At 47.0% G+C, this 24959-nt stretch carries 28 protein-coding genes; 8 read left to right on the top strand and 20 right to left on the bottom strand.

What is annotated here, in order from left to right:
* Positions 1–44: 44 nt before the first annotated feature.
* From SYN_RS06380 to SYN_RS06285, 20 genes are all read right to left on the bottom strand, one after another.
* The gene (locus tag SYN_RS06380) at positions 45–1220 is read right to left on the bottom strand and encodes a flagellar hook-length control protein FliK (protein WP_011417256.1); all 1176 of its coding nucleotides are present in this window, start codon (positions 1218–1220) and stop codon (positions 45–47) included.
* Positions 1217–1699, bottom strand: a complete 483-nt coding sequence (locus SYN_RS06375) for a hypothetical protein (protein ID WP_011417255.1) — start codon at positions 1697–1699, stop codon at positions 1217–1219. Before SYN_RS06375 ends, SYN_RS06380 begins: the two co-directional genes overlap by 4 nt.
* 20 nt (positions 1700–1719) lie before the next feature.
* Positions 1720–2043, bottom strand: a complete 324-nt coding sequence (locus SYN_RS06370) for a hypothetical protein (RefSeq protein ID WP_011417254.1) — start codon at positions 2041–2043, stop codon at positions 1720–1722.
* Positions 2044–2129: 86 nt separating this feature from the next.
* On the bottom strand, positions 2130–2918 hold the full coding sequence (locus tag SYN_RS06365; RefSeq protein WP_011417252.1) for a HAMP domain-containing histidine kinase: 789 nt from the start codon (positions 2916–2918) through the stop codon (positions 2130–2132).
* 65 nt (positions 2919–2983) lie between these two features.
* The gene (locus SYN_RS06360) at positions 2984–3562 is read right to left on the bottom strand and encodes a flagellar basal body-associated FliL family protein (RefSeq protein ID WP_011417251.1); all 579 of its coding nucleotides are present in this window, start codon (positions 3560–3562) and stop codon (positions 2984–2986) included.
* Between the two features lie 108 nt (positions 3563–3670).
* The gene (locus tag SYN_RS06355; RefSeq protein WP_049749923.1) at positions 3671–4390 is read right to left on the bottom strand and encodes a sigma-70 family RNA polymerase sigma factor; all 720 of its coding nucleotides are present in this window, start codon (positions 4388–4390) and stop codon (positions 3671–3673) included.
* A complete protein-coding gene (locus tag SYN_RS06350) occupies positions 4377–5201 on the bottom strand; it encodes a MinD/ParA family protein (protein ID WP_158302940.1) in 825 nt (274 codons plus the stop codon). Before SYN_RS06350 ends, SYN_RS06355 begins: the two co-directional genes overlap by 14 nt.
* A 182-nt stretch (positions 5202–5383) precedes the next feature.
* Positions 5384–6556 (bottom strand): flagellar biosynthesis protein FlhF, encoded by a 1173-nt coding sequence (flhF, locus tag SYN_RS15215; protein ID WP_011417248.1) that lies wholly within the window; start codon positions 6554–6556, stop codon positions 5384–5386.
* Position 6557: 1 nt separating this feature from the next.
* Positions 6558–8576 carry a flagellar biosynthesis protein FlhA gene (gene flhA / locus SYN_RS06340; protein WP_202943603.1) on the bottom strand — a complete coding sequence of 673 codons (2019 nt, stop codon included), beginning with the start codon at positions 8574–8576 and terminating at the stop codon, positions 6558–6560.
* Positions 8577–8765: 189 nt separating this feature from the next.
* Positions 8766–9830 (bottom strand): flagellar biosynthesis protein FlhB, encoded by a 1065-nt coding sequence (gene flhB / locus SYN_RS06335; RefSeq protein WP_011417246.1) that lies wholly within the window; start codon positions 9828–9830, stop codon positions 8766–8768.
* Between the two features lie 120 nt (positions 9831–9950).
* Positions 9951–10730 (bottom strand): flagellar biosynthetic protein FliR, encoded by a 780-nt coding sequence (gene fliR / locus SYN_RS06330; protein ID WP_011417245.1) that lies wholly within the window; start codon positions 10728–10730, stop codon positions 9951–9953.
* 42 nt (positions 10731–10772) lie between these two features.
* Positions 10773–11042 carry a flagellar biosynthesis protein FliQ gene (gene fliQ, locus SYN_RS06325; RefSeq protein ID WP_011417244.1) on the bottom strand — a complete coding sequence of 90 codons (270 nt, stop codon included), beginning with the start codon at positions 11040–11042 and terminating at the stop codon, positions 10773–10775.
* A 23-nt stretch (positions 11043–11065) separates the two neighbouring features.
* On the bottom strand, positions 11066–11854 hold the full coding sequence (fliP, locus tag SYN_RS06320; RefSeq protein WP_011417243.1) for a flagellar type III secretion system pore protein FliP: 789 nt from the start codon (positions 11852–11854) through the stop codon (positions 11066–11068).
* On the bottom strand, positions 11851–12243 hold the full coding sequence (gene fliO / locus SYN_RS06315; RefSeq protein WP_011417242.1) for a flagellar biosynthetic protein FliO: 393 nt from the start codon (positions 12241–12243) through the stop codon (positions 11851–11853). The genes fliP and fliO overlap by 4 nt, the downstream gene beginning before the upstream one ends.
* Positions 12244–12289: 46 nt before the next feature.
* A complete protein-coding gene (gene fliN, locus SYN_RS06310; protein ID WP_083756453.1) occupies positions 12290–12754 on the bottom strand; it encodes a flagellar motor switch protein FliN in 465 nt (154 codons plus the stop codon).
* Positions 12741–13742, bottom strand: a complete 1002-nt coding sequence (fliM, locus tag SYN_RS06305; RefSeq protein ID WP_011417240.1) for a flagellar motor switch protein FliM — start codon at positions 13740–13742, stop codon at positions 12741–12743. Before fliM ends, fliN begins: the two co-directional genes overlap by 14 nt.
* A gap of 9 nt (positions 13743–13751) precedes the next feature.
* Complete coding sequence (locus SYN_RS15210; RefSeq protein WP_011417239.1) at positions 13752–14246, bottom strand: flagellar basal body-associated FliL family protein; 495 nt, start codon at positions 14244–14246, stop codon at positions 13752–13754.
* A gap of 247 nt (positions 14247–14493) precedes the next feature.
* Entirely contained in the window at positions 14494–16017 is a 1524-nt protein-coding gene (locus SYN_RS06295; RefSeq protein ID WP_041584813.1) for a flagellar hook protein FlgE, read from the bottom strand.
* 95 nt (positions 16018–16112) lie between these two features.
* Positions 16113–16775 carry a flagellar hook assembly protein FlgD gene (locus SYN_RS06290; protein WP_011417237.1) on the bottom strand — a complete coding sequence of 221 codons (663 nt, stop codon included), beginning with the start codon at positions 16773–16775 and terminating at the stop codon, positions 16113–16115.
* A 13-nt stretch (positions 16776–16788) separates the two neighbouring features.
* Positions 16789–18531, bottom strand: a complete 1743-nt coding sequence (locus tag SYN_RS06285; RefSeq protein ID WP_041584812.1) for a flagellar hook-length control protein FliK — start codon at positions 18529–18531, stop codon at positions 16789–16791.
* Positions 18532–18849: 318 nt separating this feature from the next.
* On the opposite strand from SYN_RS06285, the gene SYN_RS06280 reads away from it, so the two are divergent.
* The 8 genes from SYN_RS06280 to SYN_RS06245 all read left to right on the top strand — a co-directional run bounded on the left by SYN_RS06280 (position 18850) and on the right by SYN_RS06245 (position 24881).
* Entirely contained in the window at positions 18850–19257 is a 408-nt protein-coding gene (locus tag SYN_RS06280; RefSeq protein WP_041584811.1) for a PTS sugar transporter subunit IIA, read from the top strand.
* Entirely contained in the window at positions 19250–19765 is a 516-nt protein-coding gene (locus SYN_RS15205) for a PTS sugar transporter subunit IIB (protein WP_158302939.1), read from the top strand. The genes SYN_RS06280 and SYN_RS15205 overlap by 8 nt, the downstream gene beginning before the upstream one ends.
* A 33-nt stretch (positions 19766–19798) precedes the next feature.
* Positions 19799–20494 (top strand): PTS sugar transporter subunit IIC, encoded by a 696-nt coding sequence (locus SYN_RS06270; RefSeq protein ID WP_011417231.1) that lies wholly within the window; start codon positions 19799–19801, stop codon positions 20492–20494.
* Positions 20484–20987, top strand: a complete 504-nt coding sequence (gene rimI / locus SYN_RS06265) for a ribosomal protein S18-alanine N-acetyltransferase (protein ID WP_049749921.1) — start codon at positions 20484–20486, stop codon at positions 20985–20987. The genes SYN_RS06270 and rimI overlap by 11 nt, the downstream gene beginning before the upstream one ends.
* A gap of 161 nt (positions 20988–21148) precedes the next feature.
* On the top strand, positions 21149–21976 hold the full coding sequence (locus SYN_RS06260; protein WP_011417229.1) for a dihydroorotate dehydrogenase electron transfer subunit: 828 nt from the start codon (positions 21149–21151) through the stop codon (positions 21974–21976).
* A 102-nt stretch (positions 21977–22078) separates the two neighbouring features.
* Positions 22079–23101, top strand: a complete 1023-nt coding sequence (locus SYN_RS15200) for a tetratricopeptide repeat protein (RefSeq protein WP_011417228.1) — start codon at positions 22079–22081, stop codon at positions 23099–23101.
* An 82-nt stretch (positions 23102–23183) separates the two neighbouring features.
* Positions 23184–24134 (top strand): dihydroorotate dehydrogenase, encoded by a 951-nt coding sequence (locus tag SYN_RS06250; RefSeq protein ID WP_049750034.1) that lies wholly within the window; start codon positions 23184–23186, stop codon positions 24132–24134.
* A 60-nt stretch (positions 24135–24194) separates the two neighbouring features.
* Positions 24195–24881: an MBL fold metallo-hydrolase gene (locus SYN_RS06245; protein ID WP_041584809.1), complete on the top strand. Its 687-nt coding sequence runs from the start codon at positions 24195–24197 to the stop codon at positions 24879–24881.
* The last annotated feature ends 78 nt before the right edge of the window (positions 24882–24959 follow it).

The raw sequence follows: 24959 nt of genomic DNA, 5'->3' as shown, positions 1-24959 counted from the left end.
ATCGTTTTGAATGTCATTCCCTCAACACAGCCACATCAGCCAATTCAGGCAAAGCAGTTAACGATCTTTTTTGAATAGATCACGGTATCTTTCAAATAGTCAGACCTTTCTCTCGAAAGATCCCTGGAAAGTTGGATGTTGAAAGAATTTGGGCCATATCCCGACAAAATAAGGCGTTCATTCAAGGTCTCTATAAAATCAGAAAGAAAATCACGTGATTCGGATCGGTCACATTTAAAAAGTCCCCATATTTTTTTATTCATATATCTGACGTCCACAATAAGATCTCCCAATGGATCCATATTAAAAAACAAAACAAATTGAAATTGTTTAACCATTCCCGTTTTTTTCTTATTAGCGTTGTTCAACCTGATAAAGAGATCCACCATCCTCAGGTTGTCAGCGAACTTAATCGGAAGCTGGAAATAATATCCCTGCTGCTCTTCCTGGCTGAACACATTTACAACTTGCTGATTATAAATCATTTTCAATGAATCAGCCGTATAATCCGACAGGCTCTTCAATGATTTCAACAGCATGGGATCTAAATCCGAATCCATAGCGTTATCCATAATCTGATGGAGTTGGCAGGAAAGCCTGGCTAAAATGCTTTTAATATTTTTGTCCACCCCTTTCTTTAAGTCATTTCCTTTTTCATGTGTCCGATCAAGAGACTTCTTGAGGTTTTTTTCCATCAAGTAACCGATATTCATAATAAACTCTTTTAAAAAAAGAGGGCTCGTCAGGCTTTTCTCAGAATAAATGAGAGTATTGAGAATTTTAAGAAAGGCATCGATGTCCGCTTGATTGAGAAATTGATAAACTGGTTGTATATTCCCCTGAAATATCTCAAGACCATTTTTCACCACATTAAACAACCCTTCGGGGAATGACCGAAACAGGACTAAATTATTTCGAAATTCAAGCGTTTCCGAATCATCCGGAATGATGAGTTTAAGAACTATCATGGGGTGAGTTTTTGCAACCTGAAGAAGCAGACGATCTCCCACGTTCAATGGAAGAGCTGATTGAGCAGCAATTTCAGATTCCTTTACAGCGAGCAGCACTTCTTTACTGCTCAGCTTCTCCAGAACCAGTGCCTGCACCACATCCCCGAGGCGGAAGGATGAGATATCGGCAGGATTTTTGATAACCTGAACAGGATTGGAAAATGCAGTTGGGACATTAGGCGATATTTCCATTGTATGCGACGTTATCATGAACTTTTCTCTCGGGCGAGGTTGAGAATCAGATCAACTTCACCTTCGGGCAGTCCTGATTGATGAGCGATTTGTTCTTCATCCAGACCTTGCCGGGCCAGACTCAAAACATGTTCCTGTGTTTCCCCGAAAAAGGATCCTGTACTTTCGGCAATATCCGAAACCGCTTTATCTGAATTTGACATAACGGGATAACCATTTGATTTTCTGATCAGATCATTCAGTTTTTTTTCTTTTTCATCAAGGGCAACGGCAAGGGTGTTCAATTCCCTCTTCTCTTTATCCAATTTCTTCAGAAATTTACCGGCATCTTCCCTGGATTCCTCTAATAATCTGCAGAATTCTTGAGCCTTTTTTTCACTGAACTCTACTGATAGCGGGTTGAATATTTTTCGAAACCTGATCAGTAAGAATAAAATTCCAATACAGATCAGAACATCTGTTATCATCTGAAAAACCAACAAACCATTAATATTCATCGTTGTTTTTTATCCTGATTTCAGACCTTGATATCGATAAATCTCCCCATCGCATTGGCTCCGCTATTCTCCTCAACTTCCCTTCTCTCTCCATCAGGTTTCTCAGACCTTCTCATTCCATGCTTGGTGGATTGCCTTTTTTTATCGTTTTCTCTATCCCTGATTTCTGATTTTTCCGTCTCGGAAGCATCCTGAACCTTTTCTTCTGCAAGGCTTTTTTCTTCTTTGAGCTGTATGCCGATATATTCCTGCTGAACACCGAATTGTTTCTGCTGTACCTGTTGAACTTTTTCTATTGCACTGGTCTGCAGGATTACCTGCTGGACGTCGATGGGCCTGACCATGAGAATGTTCCCTCAGTCAAATTATCTGAAGTAAGAAGGTGGAAATCCCGCACAATCCATAAAGCGTTCTTTTTCTCTTATCGATCTCAGGTCGATGATTCCCGATTTACAGGAATTTGAAGTGTTACCCTGTTCCACCCCGTTTTGCCTTCAAAAACACTCTTCACGTTATATTCTTTGAAAAGAAGCTGGACACACACAAGACTTGACATATCAACATTGCAGGACAGTAAGCTATCCCCTTCAGTTGCAGAATCCGTATTGACGATCATCTTTGCCCCGGTATCCTGAATAACAACCATAATATTTCTCTCATCGCAATCGGTTATAATGGATAATTCTTTTGTTTCACTTTTCTTCATTCTGTACATGCTGCTTCTTAAAAGTGCGGAAAAACATAGCGAATAACCGGATTGAGTCCCATATATCCAGGGCATATCGCTGGTCAGTTTGATCGTTTTTTTTATTTCATGCTTGAAATCCAGGTAAAATTCCAAAAAACGAAGTTCATTTTCGATGAGTTTCTTTAAGTTAATCCGCTCAAACCTATTATCCGAGATAACATAAAACTTCGATGCCAGATCCTGAAACAAGTAGAAAAAACGATCGGATTCTTTGCAAATAGAGATCACATCGGTTGACAATTTATCCTGCTCATCGACGATTTCCCTGGCAAAATCCGGACAACATTCCTTAATTTTATTGAAATGCTCATTCATCCGTCTTTGCAACAGTTTCGAACGCCCCATGATTCCGTTGAGGGGGTTGGCGAAATTATGCAGAATACCGGGAATGAGTTCATTTACCAGCGTTGACTCAAATTCTCTTTCCAGAGCCTTGTATGCAGACTCTTTCGTTCTTACAGCAATCTTCATCAATCAATTCCTCTCTCTGACGCTTCAGCGATGCCGATATACTCAGTTAAAAAAACAGAAAGATATTACAAAATCATAAATTTTGTGAAATAGATTCCGGTAACGATATTTCCCCCAAGTTGCTGATTAAGTTCAACGAAAAGGAAATCCCTTAACCGGTTTCTATCCTGAAGAAAAGAAGTATTCTCCCGGCTGCAGGTTAAAAGTTTTTTATAAATCATTTTCCTGATGTCAAAATGATCGTCTTTGAATGCAAGTTTGTGATCCGGGCTTATTTCCAGCGCCAAGGCACAAACAAAAATTTTTTCCTTTCCGCCGCCGTCTTTAAAATTGATAATAAAATCCTGCAACGATGCGAATTTACACTTTACGGGCTGCTGAACAGGTGTGATATTCTCAACCGGAGCGTTGTTAAATTTCAATGTATGGAAATCTACCAGGAAAAAAGCAATGCCTGAAGAAAATGCAACAAATGCTAAACAATAACCGACTGCATTTTTTTTTGATTTCTTCCAACGGCTCCCGAAATTTTTCTCTTGAGACAGCGAGTCGGATCGATTTGACTCTCCGGTGGAATAATCTTCTCCACAATTGTCGTTCTCATGATGACTGAAATCCGAAATGTCTTTTTTAATCTTCTTCATAGTATCTCGTCAATAGAATGGCCACGTGGTAAAAACTTCGCTTATCTCTTATTCTGATTAATCCCGACTCTCAATCCCGGCACCCTGTTTTCAGTTTGTCTTAAAGCCTTACAAGTTAATTTTCTTTACCGCCGCCCTGAGGCGGAAAATGGCCTGAGAATGAAGCTGACATACCCTCGACTCCGTTAAATCCAGAACTTTACCGATTTCCTTCATCGTCAGTTCCTCATAATAATATAATGTCAAAACCAGGCGCTCTTTGTCAGGCAGCAGCTCCATGGCTTTCTTCAGTTGCATTCTGAACTCATGGTCCGTGATTAAATCTAGAGCACTGCCCTGTTCGACGGCCCTGATTACATCGGAACAGGAATAACGATCCAGATAATCTCCGGGTAAATCTTCGCTGCTGATCAGTGAAATGCAACGGGAATCATCCAGCAATTTAAAATACTCTTCAATAGACAGTCCCAAATATTCCGATATTTCATGATCGTCCGGCGCTCTTCTCAATATCTTCTGCAACGACGAAATAGCCTTCGTAATTTCATTATCCCTGCTGCGCACAGCTCTTGGAACCCAATCCCTTGCCCTTAACTCGTCAAGAACAGCGCCTCGAATTCTGATTCCAGCATAGGTTTCAAAGCGGACGTTTCTCCTGGTATCATATTTTTCAATTGCGGACATCAAGCCGATAATTCCCACGTGAATCAGATCTTCCTTGTCCCCGGCATCAATGGGTATTTTGGATGCCATGCGGCCTACAACAGCTTTTACAAAGGGAAGATATTTCAAGATTAATGCTTCACGATCTTTCTTATCTGCATTCATTACCCAGGATTTTTTCCCCGAAGAAACTGATGCTCCCGCTTTCATCGTACTCAGGATTTTCTTCACATATTTTTTCAGCCACCTTCTTTACACAAAGACTTGCCTTGGAATCAGGATAAAGCTCCACGAGGGCCTTTCGCAGTTTAACGGCTTCCTGTAATTTTTTGTCATGAAGGATATAACCCATGAACTCAATGTTTAAATTCAGGAAATGATCCGTTGCTGAACTGAGGCGAAGATAGACTTTATTGGCTTCAGCAGCGCTTCTCACCATATTGATTAACAACCGGAATCTTTTTTTTGCATATCGCTGATACAAAACTTTAATCAGAGCATAGGCGTCAGTAAGAGACGTTGGCTCCGGAGAAGTAACAACAATGATTTCTCTTGCTGCCATATTGAAATACATGACATTCCCGGCAATACCGGCACCGGTATCAATCAGCATGAAATCGAGACTTTCTTTTATGGAATTTAAATCATCCAGCAGGGTTAATTTCTGACCCCGCGACAGATCCGTCATTTCGTGAATACCCGACGCGGAAGGCAAAATCTTCACACCACCTGGACCGGCTACAATCACTTCCGACAATCTTCGTTCTCCAGTAAGAACATGATGCAAATTGTATTTCGGAGTCAGTCCGAGAACGACATCAATATTGGCCAGTCCGACGTCCGCATCGAGAACGAGTGTTTTTTTGTTCATTTTAGCCAACATACACGCCAGATTTGCGGTAATGTTGGTTTTTCCCACACCCCCTTTTCCACTCGTTATTGCAATGGTTCTGACTCGGTCATAATTTTTTTTCATGCGATTTTTTTTCTCGATTTCTGACTGGTTTCCAAATTTTGTCTCGTTTCTTTTCCTTACCAGTTCTCTTAGAGATTCGGCCTGATCCACTCTTTTACCCCTCATTGCATAGTCGGTTGTCTTCAACATTGGAAAGGCTCTTTTCCGGCGTTTCCCGATGCACTACCCTGTCAGCGGAACATTCAATTCAAATCGTTACCTATAATCATCCTGGCAATTTTTTGCGGAGTTGCTTCTTCAATGTCATGAGGCACGTTTTGTCCATTTGTAATATAGGAAACAGGTTTGGAAATCCGATCAAGAACATCCCAGAGGAAACCAACACGTAAGGATTCATCGGCCTTGGTCAGGATAATCCGATCATAATCAAAAATCCTGTAGCGCAATGCCACCTCCATCATGGACTCTCTACTTGAGGTAAGGCTTATGAGAAGATTCGACTCAAAGGGAATATCCGACCTCAGGGTTTCATTGAGCTTTTTCAAATTTACAATGTCGTTGCTGCTCCTTCCCGGTGTGTCAACAAGGATGACATCCTTATCAGCAAACTTTTTCAGGGATTGTTTGAAATCATCCTTCCTGGGAGCGACTCTCAAAGGAATACCTATGATTCTGGCGTATGTTTTCAATTGTTCAACCGCGGCAATCCGGTATGTGTCGGTCGTTATGAGTCCCACGGTCTTTTTTTTACTTAGGGCATGATAAGCTGAAAGTTTTGCAAGTGTCGTTGTTTTTCCGACGCCTGTAGGACCAATAAAAACTTTAACCCTTTTTTCCTTTTCGGAATGATTTACAAATGGAAGAGATTGTCCAATCAGACTTTCAATCACAGACAAACCTGCCTGTACATTTTCAATCTGCCCGGAGGCAAATTCATTCTTGACCTTTTCCACAGCCTTCCAGGCTTTCTCTTTTGAAATGCCTTTTGAAATCAGATTATAGTAAATTTGATCCGTCTGCACACACCCTGTCCTGTTTCGCTTCAAGCCAAGAACATCGAAGAATGTGTTCATGGAATCCTTTAATTCCGCCAGCTCGGTAAGCATATACCGTTCATTCTTCAGATCTTGAAACAGTCTTTTTAATTCCTCAAAATTATTCTTTAAGTAAGATGCCAGATCTTCAAGACTCTTTCCCCGATCTTGTTCTATTCGCCACTCATTGTTGCCGGAAAGATCGTTTTGGCCGGCATTGGTTGTGAAATCCAGATCTCTGGCAGCAATAACCTCCAACATGCCCCCCCCGGAACCTCTCAACTTTTTTGACGACAGAATAATTGCATCCGGACCCAGGTCCTTTTTTATTTTTTTAACGGCCTCCTGGACATTTGCAACTTCATATCGTTTGATCTGCATATTACAGCTCTACCATGCCTAAGGATTTGATGGATGTTTCCCGCGTAACCTCATTATGAGAAAGGACTACGACGCTGGGAAAGAATTTCTCCATGATATTTCTGAGATGAATCCGGACCGCGGGAGAACAGAGGATTATCGGCTGCAATCCTTTTGCCGTAAAAGAATTGATCAATTTCTGCACCTTATTGACTAGTTTTCTGATCATGATCGGATCAGGGTTTACATAAGATTCCTGTTCCGTATGTTGAACCGCCTTCCCTATCGTATCTTCGATGTCGGGAGAAATCATCATGACCGTCAAACTCCCATTCGAATCCAGATACTGTTTTGTAATGGATCTGGCCAGCGCCTGTCGGACATACCCTGTCAAGATATCGACATTCTTTGTCATCGACACATAATCAGCCAGGGTTTCTGTAATGGTATAAAGGTCGCGGATGGAAACACGTTCCCGCAGCAATCTTTGCAGAACTTTCTGGAGAATCCCGTAGGGAACGATCTTCGGCACAAGGTCTTCAACAACCTTGGGGTACATCCGGCTTAAATTATCGATCAGCATCTGAACTTCATGCCTTCCCATCAATTCATCTGCGTGCAGCTTGATAATTTCCGTTAAATGCGTCGTAACAACTGTTGATGGATCAACAACAACGTATCCTTTCGCTTGCACGCTTTCTCTTTCTTTTTCAGGTATCCACACAGCCGGCAGGCCAAAAGCCGGTTCCTTTGTTTCTATTCCCTTGAGATTGAAACTTTGATCTCCTGTGTTAATAGCCATATGATGTCCCGGCATCAGTTCTCCATCGGCAATTTCGACTCCTTTCAGGATTACCGAGTATGAATTGACATTTAATTGAAGATTGTCTCTGATATGAATTGCAGGAACGATGAACCCCATTTCCATCGCCATCTGCTTTCGCAGTGCCTTGATCCGATGGAGCAATTCCCCTCCCTGACTGGCATCTACCAGGGGAATGAGACCGTATCCCACTTCCAGCCCCAAGACATCCAATGGAATGAGCAGATCTTCCGGTTCTTCCTGGACTGGAAACTGTGCTGGTTCTTCTTCGGTTTCCCGGGATTGATCCGCTGTACTGTAAAGGTTCCAAGCCAGCCAACCGATCATGGCGGAAACCAGAACAAAAGAGAACTTGGGCATACCGGGGATCAGGGAAAAAGCAAGAATCATGATTGACGCCGTGGCAATTGCGTTTGGCTGCATCAACAACTGGTGACGCACCTCGTCGCCCAGATCGGAGGACGCGGCGGATCTTGTGACCAGCATTCCGGCTGCTGTTGAAACAATCAAAGCGGGAATCTGAGAAACCAGTCCATCACCTACTGTCAATAAGGTATAATTTCTTGCGGCATCAACAAACGGCATTCCCTGCTGTAAAACACCAATAACCAATCCACCGATGATATTGATCAGTGTGATGACAATGCCCGCCACAGCATCTCCGCGTACAAATTTGCTGGCGCCGTCCATCGCACCATAAAAATTGGTTTCCTTTTCAAGGTCGCCTCTTCTTTTACGGGCATCCACATCCGAGATCAAACCGGCATTGAGGTCTGCATCAATGCTCATCTGCTTCCCCGGCATGGCGTCGAGGGTGAAACGGGCTGCTACTTCCGCGATACGCGTTGATCCCTTGGTAATGACGATGAAATTAATCAGCACAAGTACGGTAAAAACAATCAGACCGACAACATAATTGCCCCCGACCACAAACGTGCCGAATGCATGGATAACATGACCGGCGGCCGTTGCTCCTTCATTCCCATGCAGGAGAATCAAGCGCGTCGAGGCTACGTTTAGAGACAGCCTCAATAAAGTGACAACAAGAAGAATGGAAGGAAAAATGGAGAAATCAAGGGGTTTGAGAACATACATGGACATGAGCAGGATGATAATCGACACGGTGATGCTGAAAGACAGCAGAATGTCCAGCAACAGAGTCGGCAGCGGGATCATCATGACCATGAGGATTCCGATCACCCCCAGGGCCATCATCATGCTGCTGCTTCTTGTTAATTCGGAGAATCTCCCGACTGCTCCCGTTGCCTGCATCACGTCATCCCTTCAAGGGCTCAACTCAGAACCTGGTCGTCTTTCTTCGCTTCTTGTCATCGCTTTTCCATTATGATGCGCTCGAAAGCGCCGCCCGCTTCCTGCCGTATTTCAACATTCTGAAGGCAATCTGTTCTATTCCCGTTTGATTGAATAAATATATGCCAGGATCTCAGCCACGGCTTTGTATAAACTGTCAGGAATCGTACCGCTCACCTCGACCATTTTATACAATACCTGTGCCAGTGGTTTATTTTCAACAAGAGGCACACGGCTTTCTCTGGCTATTTCCTTAATTTTTTCAGCTAAATATCCAGCCCCTTTGGCAATGACCTTCGGGGCGATCATGGAGTCCTGGTCATATTGAAGGGCAACAGCGAGATGCGTCGGGTTGGTGATGATCACATCCGCTTTTGGAACATTCGCCATCATTCTTCTTTGAGCCATCTCCCGCTGAAGCCTTCTAATTCTGGCTTTGACGATCGGATCGCCTTCGGTCTGCTTGTTTTCGTCCTTGATCTCCTGTCGGGACATTTTTAAATTTCGTTCATATTCCCAGCGTTGATAAAGGTAATCCATCAAGGCAAGGATAATGAGAACCCAACAGGTAGTCAGAAGGATACGGAAAGAAGTCCCGGTGATATAAACCAGAATTTCCCAGACACTCGAATCAGCAAGAGGAAGGATATCCACCAGCTCACTTTTGACGGTCAGATATGCGACAAACCCGGCGATGCTTATTTTGAAAATGCTCTTTATGAATTCAATCAGGGATTGAAGCGAAAAAAGTCTGGCGAACCCTTTGGCAGGATCAATTTTCGACAACTTCGGGGCAATGGCTTTTGTTGATATCTTAAAACCGACCTGCAGTATATTGGATGACAGAGCTGCAATACAAACCACCAACAAAAACGGCGTCATTAAGGTAATGGTCTTATAGAAAGCTGAAAAGAGGAGAGATTGAATATTTTCCGTTGTCACAAGGGAAGAATCTAGACTTGAAAAAGAGCTTTTCATCAGATCCATGAGCTGATGAAGAAAGCTGTTGGCTCCAAAATAAAAATAGAGAAGGCACGCGCTCAGAATAGCAACGGAAGCCAAGTCCCGGCTCTTCGCTACCTGTCCCTGTTCACGTGCTTCTTCCCTTCTTTTCGGGGTCGCTTCTTCAGTTCGTTCCTGATCTTTGTTCGATTCAGCCATGGAGTTCAGAAATCAGATATCGGAGACATGAAACACACTTTTTTGATAAGAAACAGGCCTTTTCATGATTAAGAGGAAAAAACGGCCTTGCTTAGCGACAGTTTTAATTTTACATTTATTTCACATCAGCAGAACAAGCATATGGATCTGTTTTGCCAAGCCGTTGAAAAGTCGGATGCAATAATTGACAAAAATCGGTGCGCTCAATCCCAGAAAAATTAATCCCAAGGCAATCTGTAGAGGGAATCCGACAATAAAGATATTGATTTGGGGAACCGTCCTTGCCACAACACCCAGGGCGACATGAGTAAAAATGAGCACGGCTACCACCGGAGCACTGATTTTTACAGCAATTATGAAAACCTCCATTGAAAGAAGACATAAGGGTGCAATCACCCTTTCTGTCAGATGAAACTGCATCGGCGAAATCCTCACAAAACTTTCCGCCATGGCGGAAAGAAAGATGTGGTGAGCGTTTACAGCCAGAAAGACCAGCATGGCCAGGAAATATTTCAGCTGCGATATCAGGGAAACCTGAGTGCTGGTTACGGGATCGATAATGTTGACGACGGAAAATCCCATTTGAAACCCGATTAATTCTCCTGCAAACTGAATTCCGGCAAAGATGAAACGGGCCACAAAACCGATAATCACCCCGATGAGGATTTCACCGATCATGATTACGACCATTGGGGTGAGCTCCATCAACTGAAAGCCGAAATCCATTCGCACAAAAGGAAACAGAAGGAAGGTAATCAGAAGGGACAGCCCTCCTTTGATGCCCACGGGAATTGTCTTGTCGCCTCCGAAGATGGGCATGACGACGATCATGGAGCTGACTCGCAAAAAAATGAAAATCAGACAGGCAATCTGCTCCGGAGTAATGACAGGCAGGTTCATGAGAATATCCCGGGGGTTGAAAACACGTCTATTGCCTGATCTTTATTTTACATAATTGGGGATGTTGGAATAAAGGTTATGGGTAAATGTAAGCAGAAGATTGATCATCCAGGGCAGTGTGGCCACCAGGGCAACAAGTACGGCAACGATTTTCGGAACAAAAACCAGCGTCATTTCCTGCACTTGCGTGACGGCCTGGAACAGACTGATCGCCACACCAACAACAAGCCCGACGATCAGGAGTGGACCGGCCACTAAGAGTGTGACTTTGATGGCTTCAGCCATGATACCGACAACAAAATCAGGAGTCATGAATTCTTTCCTTATAAAATTTTCTAATGAAAACTCTGAACGAGCGATCCGATAATCAAATACCATCCATCCACCAGGACGAATAACAGCAGCTTGAAAGGCAGACTCATCATAATCGGGGGAAGCATCATCATCCCCATGGAAAGCAGAACGCTGGCAACCACCATGTCAATAATAAAAAAAGGCAAAAACAACAGAAATCCGATCTGGAATGCCGTTTTAAGCTCACTGATCACAAAGGCGGGAACCAGAACGGAAAGCGCCAGATCGGCTGGCTTCTCCGGTCTTTTTCCTTTGGATATCTGCAGAAACAGGGCAATGTCCTTCTCTCGAGTCTGCTTCAGCATAAATGCTTTAACGGGAATGACGGCCCTTTCGATTGCCTGTTCTCCTGATATTTCCTCATCATAATAAGGTTTTAACGCTTCACTGTGCACGCTCTGCCACACGGGAGACATAATAAAAAAGGTCAGGAACAGAGACAAACCGATGATAATCTGATTTGAAGGCATCTGCTGCGTGCCCATGGCCTGCCTTAGCAGAGAAAGGACGATCACAATGCGGGTAAATGAGGTAAGCATCAACAGGATCGCCGGTGTCAGTGACAACACGGTCAGGATGAAAAGAAGCTGAATGACCGTTGCCACTTTGTCCGGAGAATCCGCATTTCCACCGACAGTCAAGCTGATGTTCGGCAAAGATAAAGGTTCCGCGGAAGCAACCCCTGGCCCCAACACAGTGAAAAGGATAACAAGCAGTAAAACTTCAGGAACAATATCTTTCAGGGCATCATTGATGTATCTAGTCATCATTTCATCTTGCTATCCATAGCAGACATTATTTTTTCCTTATAACGGGAAAACTGTTCCGCAAAAGCAGCGGAAGGCATCTCCGATTCGACCGGCAGTTTTCTCATCCTTTCCAGCGCCTCCTTATCGGAAATCGTCTTCAGTACGGTCATTTGCTGATTTGACAGGCCGATGACAATAATTTGTCCGGCAACGTCAACAACCATGATGCTGTTTTTCGGTCCCAGATACCGACTTGCCACGATTCTGATTAAAGCCCCTCTGTCTATTTCTGGAGTTGTTGAATGCAGAATTCTTTTGATGAAATACATGGCTCCGATCATCATGCCCAAAACTATGGCCAGAGCGAACAGCATCTTTAAAAGAGAAGGAAAAAACGACACCGTTTCCATATTGTTTCCTGTATATTTCGTCTGTGGAGATGGTTACGTGATTCCGTTACCTCAGTTTATTAACACGTTCCGCCGGCGAAACGATGTCCGTCAACCGTATCCCGAATTTTTCATTGACCACAACCACTTCTCCCCGTGCGATGAGCCGCTGATTAACGTATACATCCATAGGCTCGCCTGCCAGTTTGACCAGTTCGATAATGGATCCCTGTCCCAGTTGGAGCAATTCACTGATCAGCATTCGACACCGGCCCAGTTCGACACTCAGAGTCAGGGGAATATCGAGAATGAAATCGAGATCTAACTGGGGATCCATTTTCGGACCGGCAGGGATTTCCTTAAAATCAGCCGGGCTGACCTCTACCTTTGGAGTTTTTACCTGCGACTGCGCAAGTTCTTCCTTGACATCTTCCCAACCGAAATTGTCGTCATCGCTCAAACCCATACTCGAATTCGAGTTTTCATCCATATCGATTTCATTAAGAAGTTCATCGATCTCATTCTGTTCCATAATCCATAACCTCTTTGTCCTGAACAATCTCCGAAATCCTTACGGCTTGATTTCCTTTATATGTTCCCGGATATCCCTTAAATTTCATCATGCCCTCGACAAAGATATTCACCGGATCGGTGCAGTACTGATCCAGGGTAATGACGTCACCGGGCTTGAGATTGACCACATCTTTGGCGGATATCAGCGTGCTGCCCAACTCGATCAGGATATCGAGATGAGCCAGCATGAGATTATCGCGAAACCGCTTCATCCATACCTTGTCCACTTCCAGCTGCTCACTTTGGAATCCGGCCTGTAATTTTTCCCGGATGGGCTCCACCGTTGAATAAGGAATGCAGAGTTTGAGAATTCCGGTGATGTATTCAACCTCAATTTCAAAATCGACGACAAAAACCAGATCCGTGGGAGGAACAATCTGCGCGAATTGGGGGTTGATTTCAGACCGTTGATAAATCACGCGAATGTCATGCATGGTCTTCCAGGCTTTTTCCAGGTCGGAAAGGGCACTGAGAATCACCTTTTTGATCAGATTCGTCTCGATGGCTGTAAACTCTCTGCCTTCAACCTTGAACAGTTCCTTCCCCGCTCCACCGAAAAGTACATCCACAAGGGTAAAAATGACCTTGGACTCCATCACAAAGATCGCGTTTCCTCGAAGCGGCTCCATCCGGAAAATATGCAGGCTCGTCGGCACGGGAAGGGTTTTCAGAAATTCCCCGAATTTAATCATGTCGACCGACATGGAATTGACCGCCACTACCTTGCGCAGCATGGAAGACAAGGTCGTCCGGAACATGCGTGCGAATTTCTCATTCGTCATTTCCAGGGTGGGCATCCGCCCCCGGATGATCCGGTCCTGACTGGCCAGATCGTAGATGACGATATCGGAGGGCTCCTCTTCCTCATCAATTTCGGTATCGATCTGACCGCCTGTAATGCCGCGCAGCAGAGCGTCGACTTCTTCCTGAGTTAAAATCTGCGACATGAAGAACTCTTACTGAATGACAAATTCTGTAAAATAAACGCGCATGATTCTGCCTTTTGATAAAAAGCTGTTCAGCTTGAATGCAATATCCTCACGAAGCCGTTGCTTTCCGCTGACCTCCATAAGCTCCTTGTAGGATTTGGATGAGAGGATATCCAGTATCGAATCCCTGAACTTGGGCTTGAGTTGATCCAACGCCGCCGTATTTTCCTGATCGGAAACCTCAATCTGTATCACCGCCTTTAAATACCGGTCGCCTGTGCTGTCTGCCAGATTGACAACGAAGGGTTCCATCGGCCATAAAATGCCGACGGATGATTTTCCACTTTTCTGATTTTCCGTGCCCTTCGATACGTGCTTAATGTAAAGAAGCCCACCGGTCAGACCTCCCGCAATAATGATAATTCCAGCAATTCCGATGATCAGCCATTTAATGAACGTACCCGTTTTTCTTTCATGAGTTACCGTTTTTGAATCCGGCTGCGTCTGATCCTCCATTGTCATTCAGGCGCCCCCTTTCTTTTTCATAAAAAATATTCAGAAATAAACGTGGTTATCTCGACAAACAGATTCATGAATCGATACTGGCATTTTCAATTCCATTCCGGAACAAAGCAATTAGCGCACCAGTCAGTGACACTATTTATCAACGGCACGAAGCTGAATTTCATTCGTGTTCTACAAACTGAAAAAGGGGAATGAAAAGTTTTCATCCCCCTTAGAATAGTTTCCCTGTGTCCAGAGTAATTTATCAGCGTTTGATATTCATCAGTTCCGTCAGCATCTCATCTGAAGTGGTAATAATTCTGGCGCTGGCCTGATAAGCCCTCTGGGCGTTGATCATGTTCACAAATTCCATGGAAACATCGGTGTTGGATTGTTCAAGGGAGTTGGACATGATTTCTCCCAGACCTCCCGTTCCAGGCGAGTTGATAATCGCGGCACCGGAAAAATTGGTTTCGGCAAAATAACTCCCTATTTTTCTCAAGGCTCCGACATTGGGAAAATTTGCCAATACGACCTGGCCAAGATCAGATGTTTGCCCGTTGGTGAAGATTCCGGATATGATGCCGTCCTTTTCAACGCTTAAAGACTTCAGGACCCCCGATGTGTAACCGTCGACTTCCAGAGCCTTGATGACTGAAGTCGCCGCGTAACCAGTCACCTGAAGCGCATCGTCGCCGATCAGGTTCCATGTCAACGCATTGCCGCTTCCGATGTCGGCTCCATTGGCAAGACCGGGAAATTCAAAAGTCACATCGGCTGCGTTGCTTTCCACCTGGCTGATTGTCAGGTCAAAGCTTGACAGATCAGCAAAGCCGGCGCCCAGAGCAAGGGTGATATCCGTTCCTCCTTTGCCGTCCAGATCGATGGCAATTTCATCATCATTACCCAGATCTCCCAGAGAAAATTCCAGATTCGGATACTCAGAACTTGAAATCGTCCATGTATCTGCATCGGCGCCACGGGTGCATGCAATTGTTCCATTTAGATATAACTGTCCAGGCTTGTTCACTGTCGTGGATGTAATGGCTCCACCGCCGCTGACTGCTCCGGCAGAGCAGGAAGTTAAATAGGTGTTTTTCAGATTGCCACTTTCATCAAACTTGATCCCGCAGCATGACGAATTGATGGTTTCAACATTATCCAGTTTGGCCTGACACCCCCAATAGCCGTCACCCTCTGTCTTCGTGAACGTAAGAGAAAGATTATGAATTGCCCCTTTGGAATCAAAGACGTTCTGCGAAACAACAAATGATGTGCCGGCATCTTCACTGTCATTGAGGTTGACCCCGATTCCGAATGTCTTCGTGGCACTTGGCGCTGACTGAATATTTTTCAGGCAGATATCCGTCAGCTCCGCATCCCCGGGAGCTGAAAAAAGATTAATCCCCTGGACTCTGTATCCGTTGACATCGACAAGATATCCATCCTTATCGATAACGAAAGCACCTGCCCGCGTATAATAAATCGCCCCTTCTTTGTCCTTGACCGGGAAAAAGCCTTCTCCATCGATGGCCATATCCGTGACGCTGCCCGTCGACTCAAAGGACCCCTGGTCAAATTTCGTATTGACAGAGGAAATTGCGACACCCTGACCGACCTGGAACGATCCGGAACCGCTGGTAAGGCTCTGGCTCAGCATATTGGCAAACTGGGTATCTGCCGATTTATAACCCAGAGTACTGGAGTTGGCCAGATTGTTTCCGATGATATCCATCTGCCTCTGGCTGGCATTCAATCCCGTCGTTCCGATCCATAACGCATTCGACATCTCTCTCCTCCTGATTTTCCATATAATCTTCAATTTTCATTTTTATAAAAATCGCTTTTCATTCCTGATGAAAAACATGTCCTGCCGCTGAACCATCAAGTTGCCGGTGTGCCGCTGACTTCGACAATATCGGCAATGGAAATCTGCCGGCCGTTCACCGTCACCAGAAGAGATTGATCCGTGAACCGGACCTCCGTCACAATGCCTGTAATCGTCGTATTCACAGATACATCGTTTCCACTGGAATCTTCCGCGCTGACATCAAAGGTATAGGCGCCCTGCGCATCGACACCGCAGTCCCATGTGAGGGTATTGTGTCCGGCGCTTTGATTTCTTCCTTCGAGGGTTTTCACCAGTTTGCCTTCCTCATTGTAAATGTTTACCGTCACCTTCTTTGCATCTTTAGCGAGGCTGTAACTCAAATTTGCGCTGGATCCGGTCACGGTAAGGATATTCCCTCCCTCCTGATTGGCCGAAACCTGCCTGCCGATCAGATTCGCAGCCATGATGCCGTTCTGCGTTGTCTGAAGTGCGCTTAAGGATTCCAGTGTTGAATTCATGTTGGTCAGCTGTTCCAGACTCGAAAACTGGGCGAGCTGAGCGGCAAAATCGGTTCCATCAAGGGGATTTAGAGGATTCTGATTTTGAAGCTGCGCAATGAGCATCTTCAAAAATTCATCTTTTCCCGTTAATTTATTCGTTGATGTTCCTTCTGAACCTGCGCTGGCCGCCTTGCCTATATTCGTCACGCCCCACATCTCCTGACACCTCCTAAATAAACAGGCTTATTCGGTTATAACGATCACCCGGATAAAACCTCGATCCCTTGAGCAGATCCATTATGCCATCAGCCTGTTCCTGCTGATCTTTTCTGTTCTCATCCTTGCCGCCTTCCCGCCTTGAATTCAGCCATGATGCGTTATCATCGGAATAATACGCACTGTGATGATCCGTATTGCCCTGGATCAGGACATTGTAACCATCGACTTTCAAACCCTGCTGACTCAGTGCCGTTTTGAGAAGATCCGCGTTCGCCTGCAGCGACGACTGTATTTCTGCCGTATCAACTAAAAACAACACCTCCACCTTATTGTTTCTGACCTGGATATCCATGTCCAGAGATCCCAGATTCGGAGGATTCAGGGTCATTCTAAGCCGGCCGCCGCCTTTCCGGACCATCTCGATCCCGCCTTCGACAACCTGATCCATCATGGCCTGTGGCCGAACAAGCCGGGACTCCCAGGATTTTTCAATGGAAATTTTGTTTTCCGCAGAAAAAAATGCGGACCCTGGTTGTTCTGAATTCGAACGTTCGAAAACCTCTTTCAACCCCTGGCTGAATCTCTTCCCCTGACTTCCGTTCCCCTCTTCTTTTCGCACGGAAGAGCTGTCCAAAAGATTTTCCCGAATAACCATGCTCGGACTCTGCTTATCATCGAGAACATAATAATCTCTTTTGATCGGTTCAATCCCTGTTGGCTGGTATGAATCATTTTCTGGAGAAGCTTGCCCATTCAGATTGTGTGGCTGAAGTACGCGGGAAGTTAACGGCGCATCAATCTCTGTTTTTTGAAGGGTTTCTCCCGATTTTACTGGAGACTCTGTAGATCTGAGTCCGTTCGACAGGGGGGTCTGAAGCGCGCGGGAATGTAATGACGCTTCTTTTTTTGTTGTTTGAAAGGTTTCTCCCGATATTACCGGAGACTTCGAGGATCCGCTTCCTTCAATATTTTTACGATTTTCTTGAGAAGTCAATTTTTGAGGGAGAGAGAAAGAATCGCTTGATTTTAAAGCATTTTGCCCGGGAATGGCCTGTCCTTGGCTTGTTTTGATGTCCCTTGCAGGAGGAAGGTTCCCGACGCCGGAATCGGCACTTGCCATTTCCCCTTCTGTCATGTTGCTGATAACTTCTTTCTGATGATGCATACCTTTCAATGCCGCAAGATCGAATTTCCGGATGAACGCCTTATCATTCAACGCCTGTACTGTTTCCCCCTCAAGCGGCACATCCATATTCTTTGAAGCAGAGTATAAACCGGTCCCGCTTTCATTCCCGAACAGCAAAGCACCATCATTCCCGCTATAGGGAAGGGAATTTTTCCCGGAAATACTGGTCGTCATGTCGGATGTTTCTCTGTTTGCCCCGTTTTTCTCAGGATCAGAGCCCAGATCGTTCGGAATTGCCGGAAACCCGTTTCCATGGCAGCAAGCCTCCGGGAACACAGGATCGTTTACAGATTTTATCATCCATCCGATCTTCTCCCCTTCAGTCGATTTGACATGTTCCCTTTCCAGATCCTGATCAATCCCGTTTTCCCGTAAAGTTTTCTGCTCCACAGATTCTTTCAGACAAACACAAAACGATGCCGCATCCGTTGGCCCTTCAACCGGATCTTTTTCTGTCGTCATACTCTTTCCAACGACGCCCGAGGTTTTCGATCCGGCCGTCATGATCGGCTGCGCAGCCTGTATCAGTTCAACAGCACTTTCAATGCCGGTTGCGATTGCGTCCATATTCCCCCTCAACTATTCTTGTCCGAATGGGAAATTGCAGAGAACATGCCATGAATAAATTTTATTTTATTCAATAAATACTCGCACTTGACAGCAGACAGAATACCCGTCAGTCGCTGCGGGGAAACCATTCTGGAAATTAATTCCGGATTGTCCCGGTTTTCTCTCATCCATCTGGAAATTTCTTCTCCCTTCATCCATCCGAATAAAAACCGTTTTCTCGGGAGACTTCAATTGTTTCATAATTCTTGACATTTTATGCTGAATCCATTAGCGTTCCTTTTTTCGATTGTATTGGTTTTCCAGGGAGGTTCGTTCATGATCGGGGTGTTGATTATAACGCATGGGAACGTCGGCGATGAGCTGATCAAAGCGGCCGAGCTGATCAAGGGCCCTTCGAAGGTGCTCATGCATGTGTCCGTTGACCCGTCCAAGGGTGTCGAATCCCTGAAAAAAGAAATCAGTTCAGCCATCAAAAAGCTCGATAAAGGTCAGGGCGTGCTTATTCTTACCGATCTCTTCGGGGGAACGCCCTCCAATTTATCCTTTTCATTTTTAAAGAGAGACAAAGTCGAAGTGGTTACGGGCGTCAACCTTCCCATGCTTCTGAAGGTTTCCGACGTCCGCGAGGATATGACCCTCCGGGATTTTGCCGCTTATGTGACCGATTATGGCAGAAAGAATATTTACCTGGCCAGCGAGGTCCTCGACAGGAAAGTTGGCTGACCATAACTTGTACAGCAGTCACGAGATTGTCCTTGTAAGAGTGGATGACCGGCTTATTCATGGACAGATTCTGGAAGCCTGGGTGCCTTTTCTGAAGGCATCCAGTATCATTATCGCCAATGATGAAGTAGCTTCCGACTTTTTCCGGGAAACGGTCATGCGGATGGCCGTTCCCAGTGAAACGGAAGTCATTGTCCGGTCTATAGACGAATTTTCAGGAAATTATCCCTACTCACAAACAAGAGGGAAGCGAACGCTTGTCCTTTTTTCCTGCATATCCGATGCAGTCCGCGCTTACGAATCAGGCTTCCATTTTCATCACCTGAATATCGGCAACGTCTACAGCGAGCACTGCGCAATGACATGCCTGCCCTCCATCCTCCTTGGAACCTGGGATATAGACCATCTCAAGGTTCTTATGAAAAACGATGTAACGGTGGAACTGCGGCGCATTCCCCGGGAGAGATCTTCCGATCTCCGAAATTTTTTAAAAATACAGAAGCCTTAACTTCAAGCATTTCTTTGTGGACGGGCCGGACGGATGTTCATCCAATGCGTAATGGCTTCTCTACTGGGAAGTCTGATCTGTCTTGACAGGATCTTGATTCAGAGCATGATCGCCAGACCCGTGATCGCCGCTCCCCTGATGGGGTTTTTTCTCGGCGATCCTTATTCCGGTCTGCTGATCGGCGCCTTGATCGAGTTGTTCTGGATCGACCGTTTGCCGGTAGGCACCTACATCCCTCCACATGATTCCCTCACCGCTATTCTGATTACGGCTTCCTGCATTTTCTCCAGCCGGGAGATCGGTCATCACTTCCGGGAAATCATGGCCTTTTCCATCCTTATCTTTATCCCCTGTGGTTATGTGGGACAGAAAATGGAATCTATCCACATTCAAATGAACGACCGCCTTGCAAGAGCGGCATTGCTCTGCGCGGGAAAAGCTGATGTCAACGGCGTCGCGGCGCGACATCTGTTGTCTCCGGTCGTTTATTTTCTCCTTACCTTTTTCCTTATTCTTTTCTTTCTGCTGTCTGGAACAGTGATGACCACGTTCCTTTTTCCCCGTTTCCCCCTTTCAGTACTCAAAGCGCTGAATATGACCTTTTTTTTCTTCCCTCTTCTGGGAATTGCCGTGGCTTTGAATACAATTCATCTGCGGAGGATGGTCCCTGTTTTCTGCGCCATTTTTCTGGCGATTGCCGGAATTCTGGAATTCTTCCATGTCATCTGAAAACGGCCGTTCCAACAGCTTCCTTCTTGAACCGATGACCCCGGATGATCTGGAGGACGTGCTGGCTATTGAGACAGCCGCCTTTCCGTCTCCCTGGTCCCGTAATCTCTTTCTCGAGGAGTTTTCCTCCTCTGTCGCCCGCAATCTGACAATCCGGATATCCAGCCGGGGGCGCAGCATCCTCGTCGGCTACGCGGTATTCCGGATTGCCGCAGATGAAGTCGATATCCAGAGAATCGCTGTAAAACCGGAGTTCCGCCGCCGGAGTGCGGCGACATTTTTGATTAAAGCCCTGCTTCAAAAAGCTGGGAAGGAGGGATGCACGCAAGCCTTTCTGGAGGTCCGTCCTTCAAATGAGGCAGCAATTCGGCTCTATGAAAAACTTGGTTTTGTGGTAAAGGGAATCCGGAAATCATACTATGTGGAACAGGGTGAAGACGCGCTGGTCATGGGGAGGGACATCCCCGCTGGAAGCGGCTCTTCTGAACTTTGAGAACAGAATGCCTCATTGTGATTCCAATTCCGGATCAGAAATGATATCAGAACGGAAAGGCAGAGGCGATACAGGCTCGCACCAGGCAACGGCGCAGGAGATGAGAACAAAACCACCGCTGCGGTCGCCCTGATCTGAAATCGAAACGGCAGGTTCAACCGATGCATATATTTCCCATGTCGATAGCGGGTAAAATTCTGGTCAACAGCAAAGTGGTCAACGAACATTTTCTAATGCGGATCGAACTGTCCCCTGCTTTTCCGCAAGCCCTTCCCGGTCAGTTTGTCATGATCCGTGACAGTGCGGCTCAGGCCCCCCTTCTGTCGAGGCCCATGAGTATCTATGCCTTCGAACGGAATCGGGACTCCGCCTTTCTGGAAATTTTCTACCGCGTCGCCGGTGAAGGAACCCGGAATTTCTCTCTTTTTCAATCCGATCACAAGGTCCAGATTCTCGGCCCACTGGGCAAGGGCTTTACGGTGGATGCCGACTGCAGGCGCGCGATCCTGATTTCCGGAGGAATCGGAATATCTCCCCTGACTTTCCTCGCCGCCCATTTAGAGGAGAGACGGAAGAATGTTCCCTTGGAAATCACGGCCTATGTCGGAGCGCGCTCCGCAGATTTTCTCGCCGGGCTGGAACGGCTGGCCGCGCACTGTTCAGACATCCGGATCTGCACAGACGACGGCAGCACAGGCTATCGCGGCACAGTCACGGACCTGTTTGCAAGAGACCTTCCCGGATACGATGCGAAGGATTCCCGGATATACACCTGTGGACCTGAGGGCATGATGAAGCGGCTGGCCGAAGTGCTGCGGGGGCACCCTCTGCCCTGCCAGGTTTCCGTCGAGGAAAGAATGGCCTGCGGTCTGGGCGCCTGTCTGGGGTGTGCCGTACCGGTCAGAACGGATTCCGGCGATGTGGCCTATCGCCGTGTATGCAAGGACGGGCCGGTTTTTGACATCAGCGCCATGGTCTGGTCATTTTGACCGGAAAATTGACAAAACATCGGAGAGTCTTTAAACAGGATCGATCTTTCCCTGTATGAAAAGTCAGAAAATACGCATCCTGAAGGAGGAACCCCTTTATCAATGAAGATGAAGAAAAACTGTTTCCCAATGTTGCAGGCAAAACATGTCTCCTGCTTTTTGTTCGTTCTGTCCTGCCTTGTCTTTTTTCCGGCTCTCCCCGGCTCCGGTCGGGCCGCTGAGCAAAACAGCTCCACAACCTTTATCGCCCATGTCGCCTCCTTCAAAACTGAGACGAAAGCAGGAATTCAGGCGAAACAGATCGAAAGCAAAGGGGTGAAGGCATGGACGAAGAAAATGAATATTCCCGGAAAGGGTCTCTATCATCGTGTTTATGTCGGTCCCTTCAATAGCCGGAAGTCGGCGGTTACTGTCCTGCAGAAGCTCAAGAGCGACAAGGTCATCTCCTATTACGCCATTGAAGCCGGTAACACGGCGACCGAAGTAAAAGGCGAAATTCTGCCGCCCCCCCAGGAAGTAAAACCCCTTCCACCCAAAACCGAATCCCGTCCGGCCCCTCCCCCGGCCGCAACCAGACCGGCTCCTCAGCCCCCTGAGAAGACACCCGTGGCGGTAAAACCCTCGGATCAGGCAGCGAAGCCGGCCCCTGAGCCTGCCAGGGCAGAAGCGGGGAAGTCTGTCGAGACCTCCTCTGTGCCTTCTTCCGGAAAAACGCCTCAAACTGTAAAGCAGGCGCCTCAGGTGTACCCCTTTGATCCGAAACAGGATGCTTCATTTTATTATAACCAGGGAATCAAACATCTCATCAAGGAACAATATGATTTGGCGCTTCAGAGCTTTTCGAATGCGCTCCGGATCGATGCGAAATTTGCGGAAGGGTATATCAAGCGCGGCGATACCTGGTATCTGAAGGGCGATAACGAAATGGCCATCAACGATTACAATACGGCCATTGCCCTGAAGCCTCGATATTCGGAATCCTATCTCGGGCGCGGGCTGGCCTATAAAAACCTGGGGCAGATCAAAAAATCCGAGGAAGATCTCCGTCATGCCTGCAGACTCGGCAGTGAAGAAGCCTGCACCCTGTTGAAAGTATGGCGCTCCATGACCGTTCCCGGACGGTGAAATACCTGCCTGGAGAAATAAAAGATTCGGAATCGTTTTTTTGATGCAGTCTCACCATTCTTATTTTATTTGCGGGAACTTCATGACATCTGGAGAAGACAAGAGAACTCAGGCAATCGAACCCCGTCTGGCTGTCGACATCGGAGGGCTTCGCCTCTGCAATCCGGTCATGACGGCCTCCGGGACCTTTGGTTACGGCGAGGAATATGCCCCCTTTGTCGACTTGAACCGCCTGGGAGCCGTGATCGTGAAGGGTTTGTCCCTTGAACCCAGGGCAGGCAATCCGCCGCCCCGTCTCGCGGAAACCCCATGCGGAATGCTCAATGCCATCGGTCTGCAGAACATCGGCGTCAGAGCTTTCGTCGAGCAGAAGCTTCCTTTCCTGAAAGATTTTACAACGGCAGTCATCGCCAATATTTTCGGGGAGACCCTGGACGAATATGAGAAAGTGGCGGAAATCCTCACCGCGGCCGGAGGAGTCGCCGCGCTTGAGGTCAATATCTCCTGTCCCAATGTCAAAAAGGGAGGCATCGCTTTCGGGGCTGACCCGGAGATGGCCGCCGAGGTAACCGGAAGGGTCAAACAGTCCACGAATCTGCCGGTGATTATGAAGCTTTCCCCCAATGTGACGGACATTTCCGCTATCGCGGAAAGCGTCGAAGCCGCCGGCGCGGATGCCGTCTCCCTCATCAATACCCTGACCGGAATGTCCGTCGATGTGGAACGGCGGAAGCCTCATCTTTACAACATGACCGGCGGCCTTTCCGGACCTGCCGTCAAGCCTGTCGCCCTGCGGATGGTCTGGCAGGTGGCCAGCCGGGTCCAAATTCCTGTCATCGGCCTCGGCGGGATCATGACGGCGAATGATGCCCTGGAATTTCTGATTGTCGGGGCGAAGGCCGTTCAGGTCGGTACGGCCAATTTTGTGGACCCCCGCGCCACGATGAAAATTCTCGATGGAATGACGCATTATCTCAGGAAACACAAGCTGTCCGACATTTCGGAATTGATCGGGACACTCGGCAGGCTGTAAACAGTTTTCAACCATCCTGGGCATTCGAAAAGAACAGTGACAGCGAAAAGGCAGCGAGTTATGGGACGCGCCGTTACGATTGTAAGCGGAATTTATCTCATCGGGGGGGCGAACCTCACCCGTTCGGAAGACGCCGCAGTCTATCTGATCGATTTCGGCACGGAACAGGTCATGATCGACTCAGGCGCGGGCCGTTCGGCGAAACGCCTTGAGGAAAACATACGGGCGGCAGGTTTTGATCCCCACGGAATTTCGACGCTGATCCTCACGCACCGCCACATCGACCACATCGGCGCGGCGCCTTATTTCCGCGAACGCTTCGGATGCAGGATTCTCATGCATGACCTCGATGCCGATGCCGTGGAACAGGGCGATCCCGTCCAGACTGTGGCCGACTGGTACGGAACGAGCTTTCCGCCGACGCCCGTCGATATCCGTGTTTCCGGAGAAGAGGAGACGCTTTCGTTCGACGGAGAATCCCTGCATATCCTTTTTACCCCCGGGCACACGCCCGGCTCCCTCTCCCTGTACCTCGACCGGGATGGGCGCCGCATCCTCTTCGGGCAGGACATACACGGTCCCTTCATCCCCCGGCTGGGGGCCGATCTTCAAGCCTGGCGGCAATCCATGGAAAAATTGTTGAGCCTCAAAGCGGACCTTCTCTGCGAAGGGCATTTCGGCATCTTTGAGCCCTGGGAAGCCGTTGAAAGGTTCATTCGTCAGCACATAGACCGCAACAACGCCTGAAAATGGTTCCTCACAAGCCGCTCCACATCAGAGCGCCAAATCAGTTCGGACCGCAAAGTTCCAAGTTTCACGATCAAG

Source organism: Syntrophus aciditrophicus SB, from assembly GCF_000013405.1.
Classification (GTDB): Bacteria; Desulfobacterota; Syntrophia; order Syntrophales; family Syntrophaceae; genus Syntrophus; species Syntrophus aciditrophicus.
Note: the sequence above shows the minus strand (reverse complement) of the source record. Positions and strands in the feature narration are given on the sequence as shown.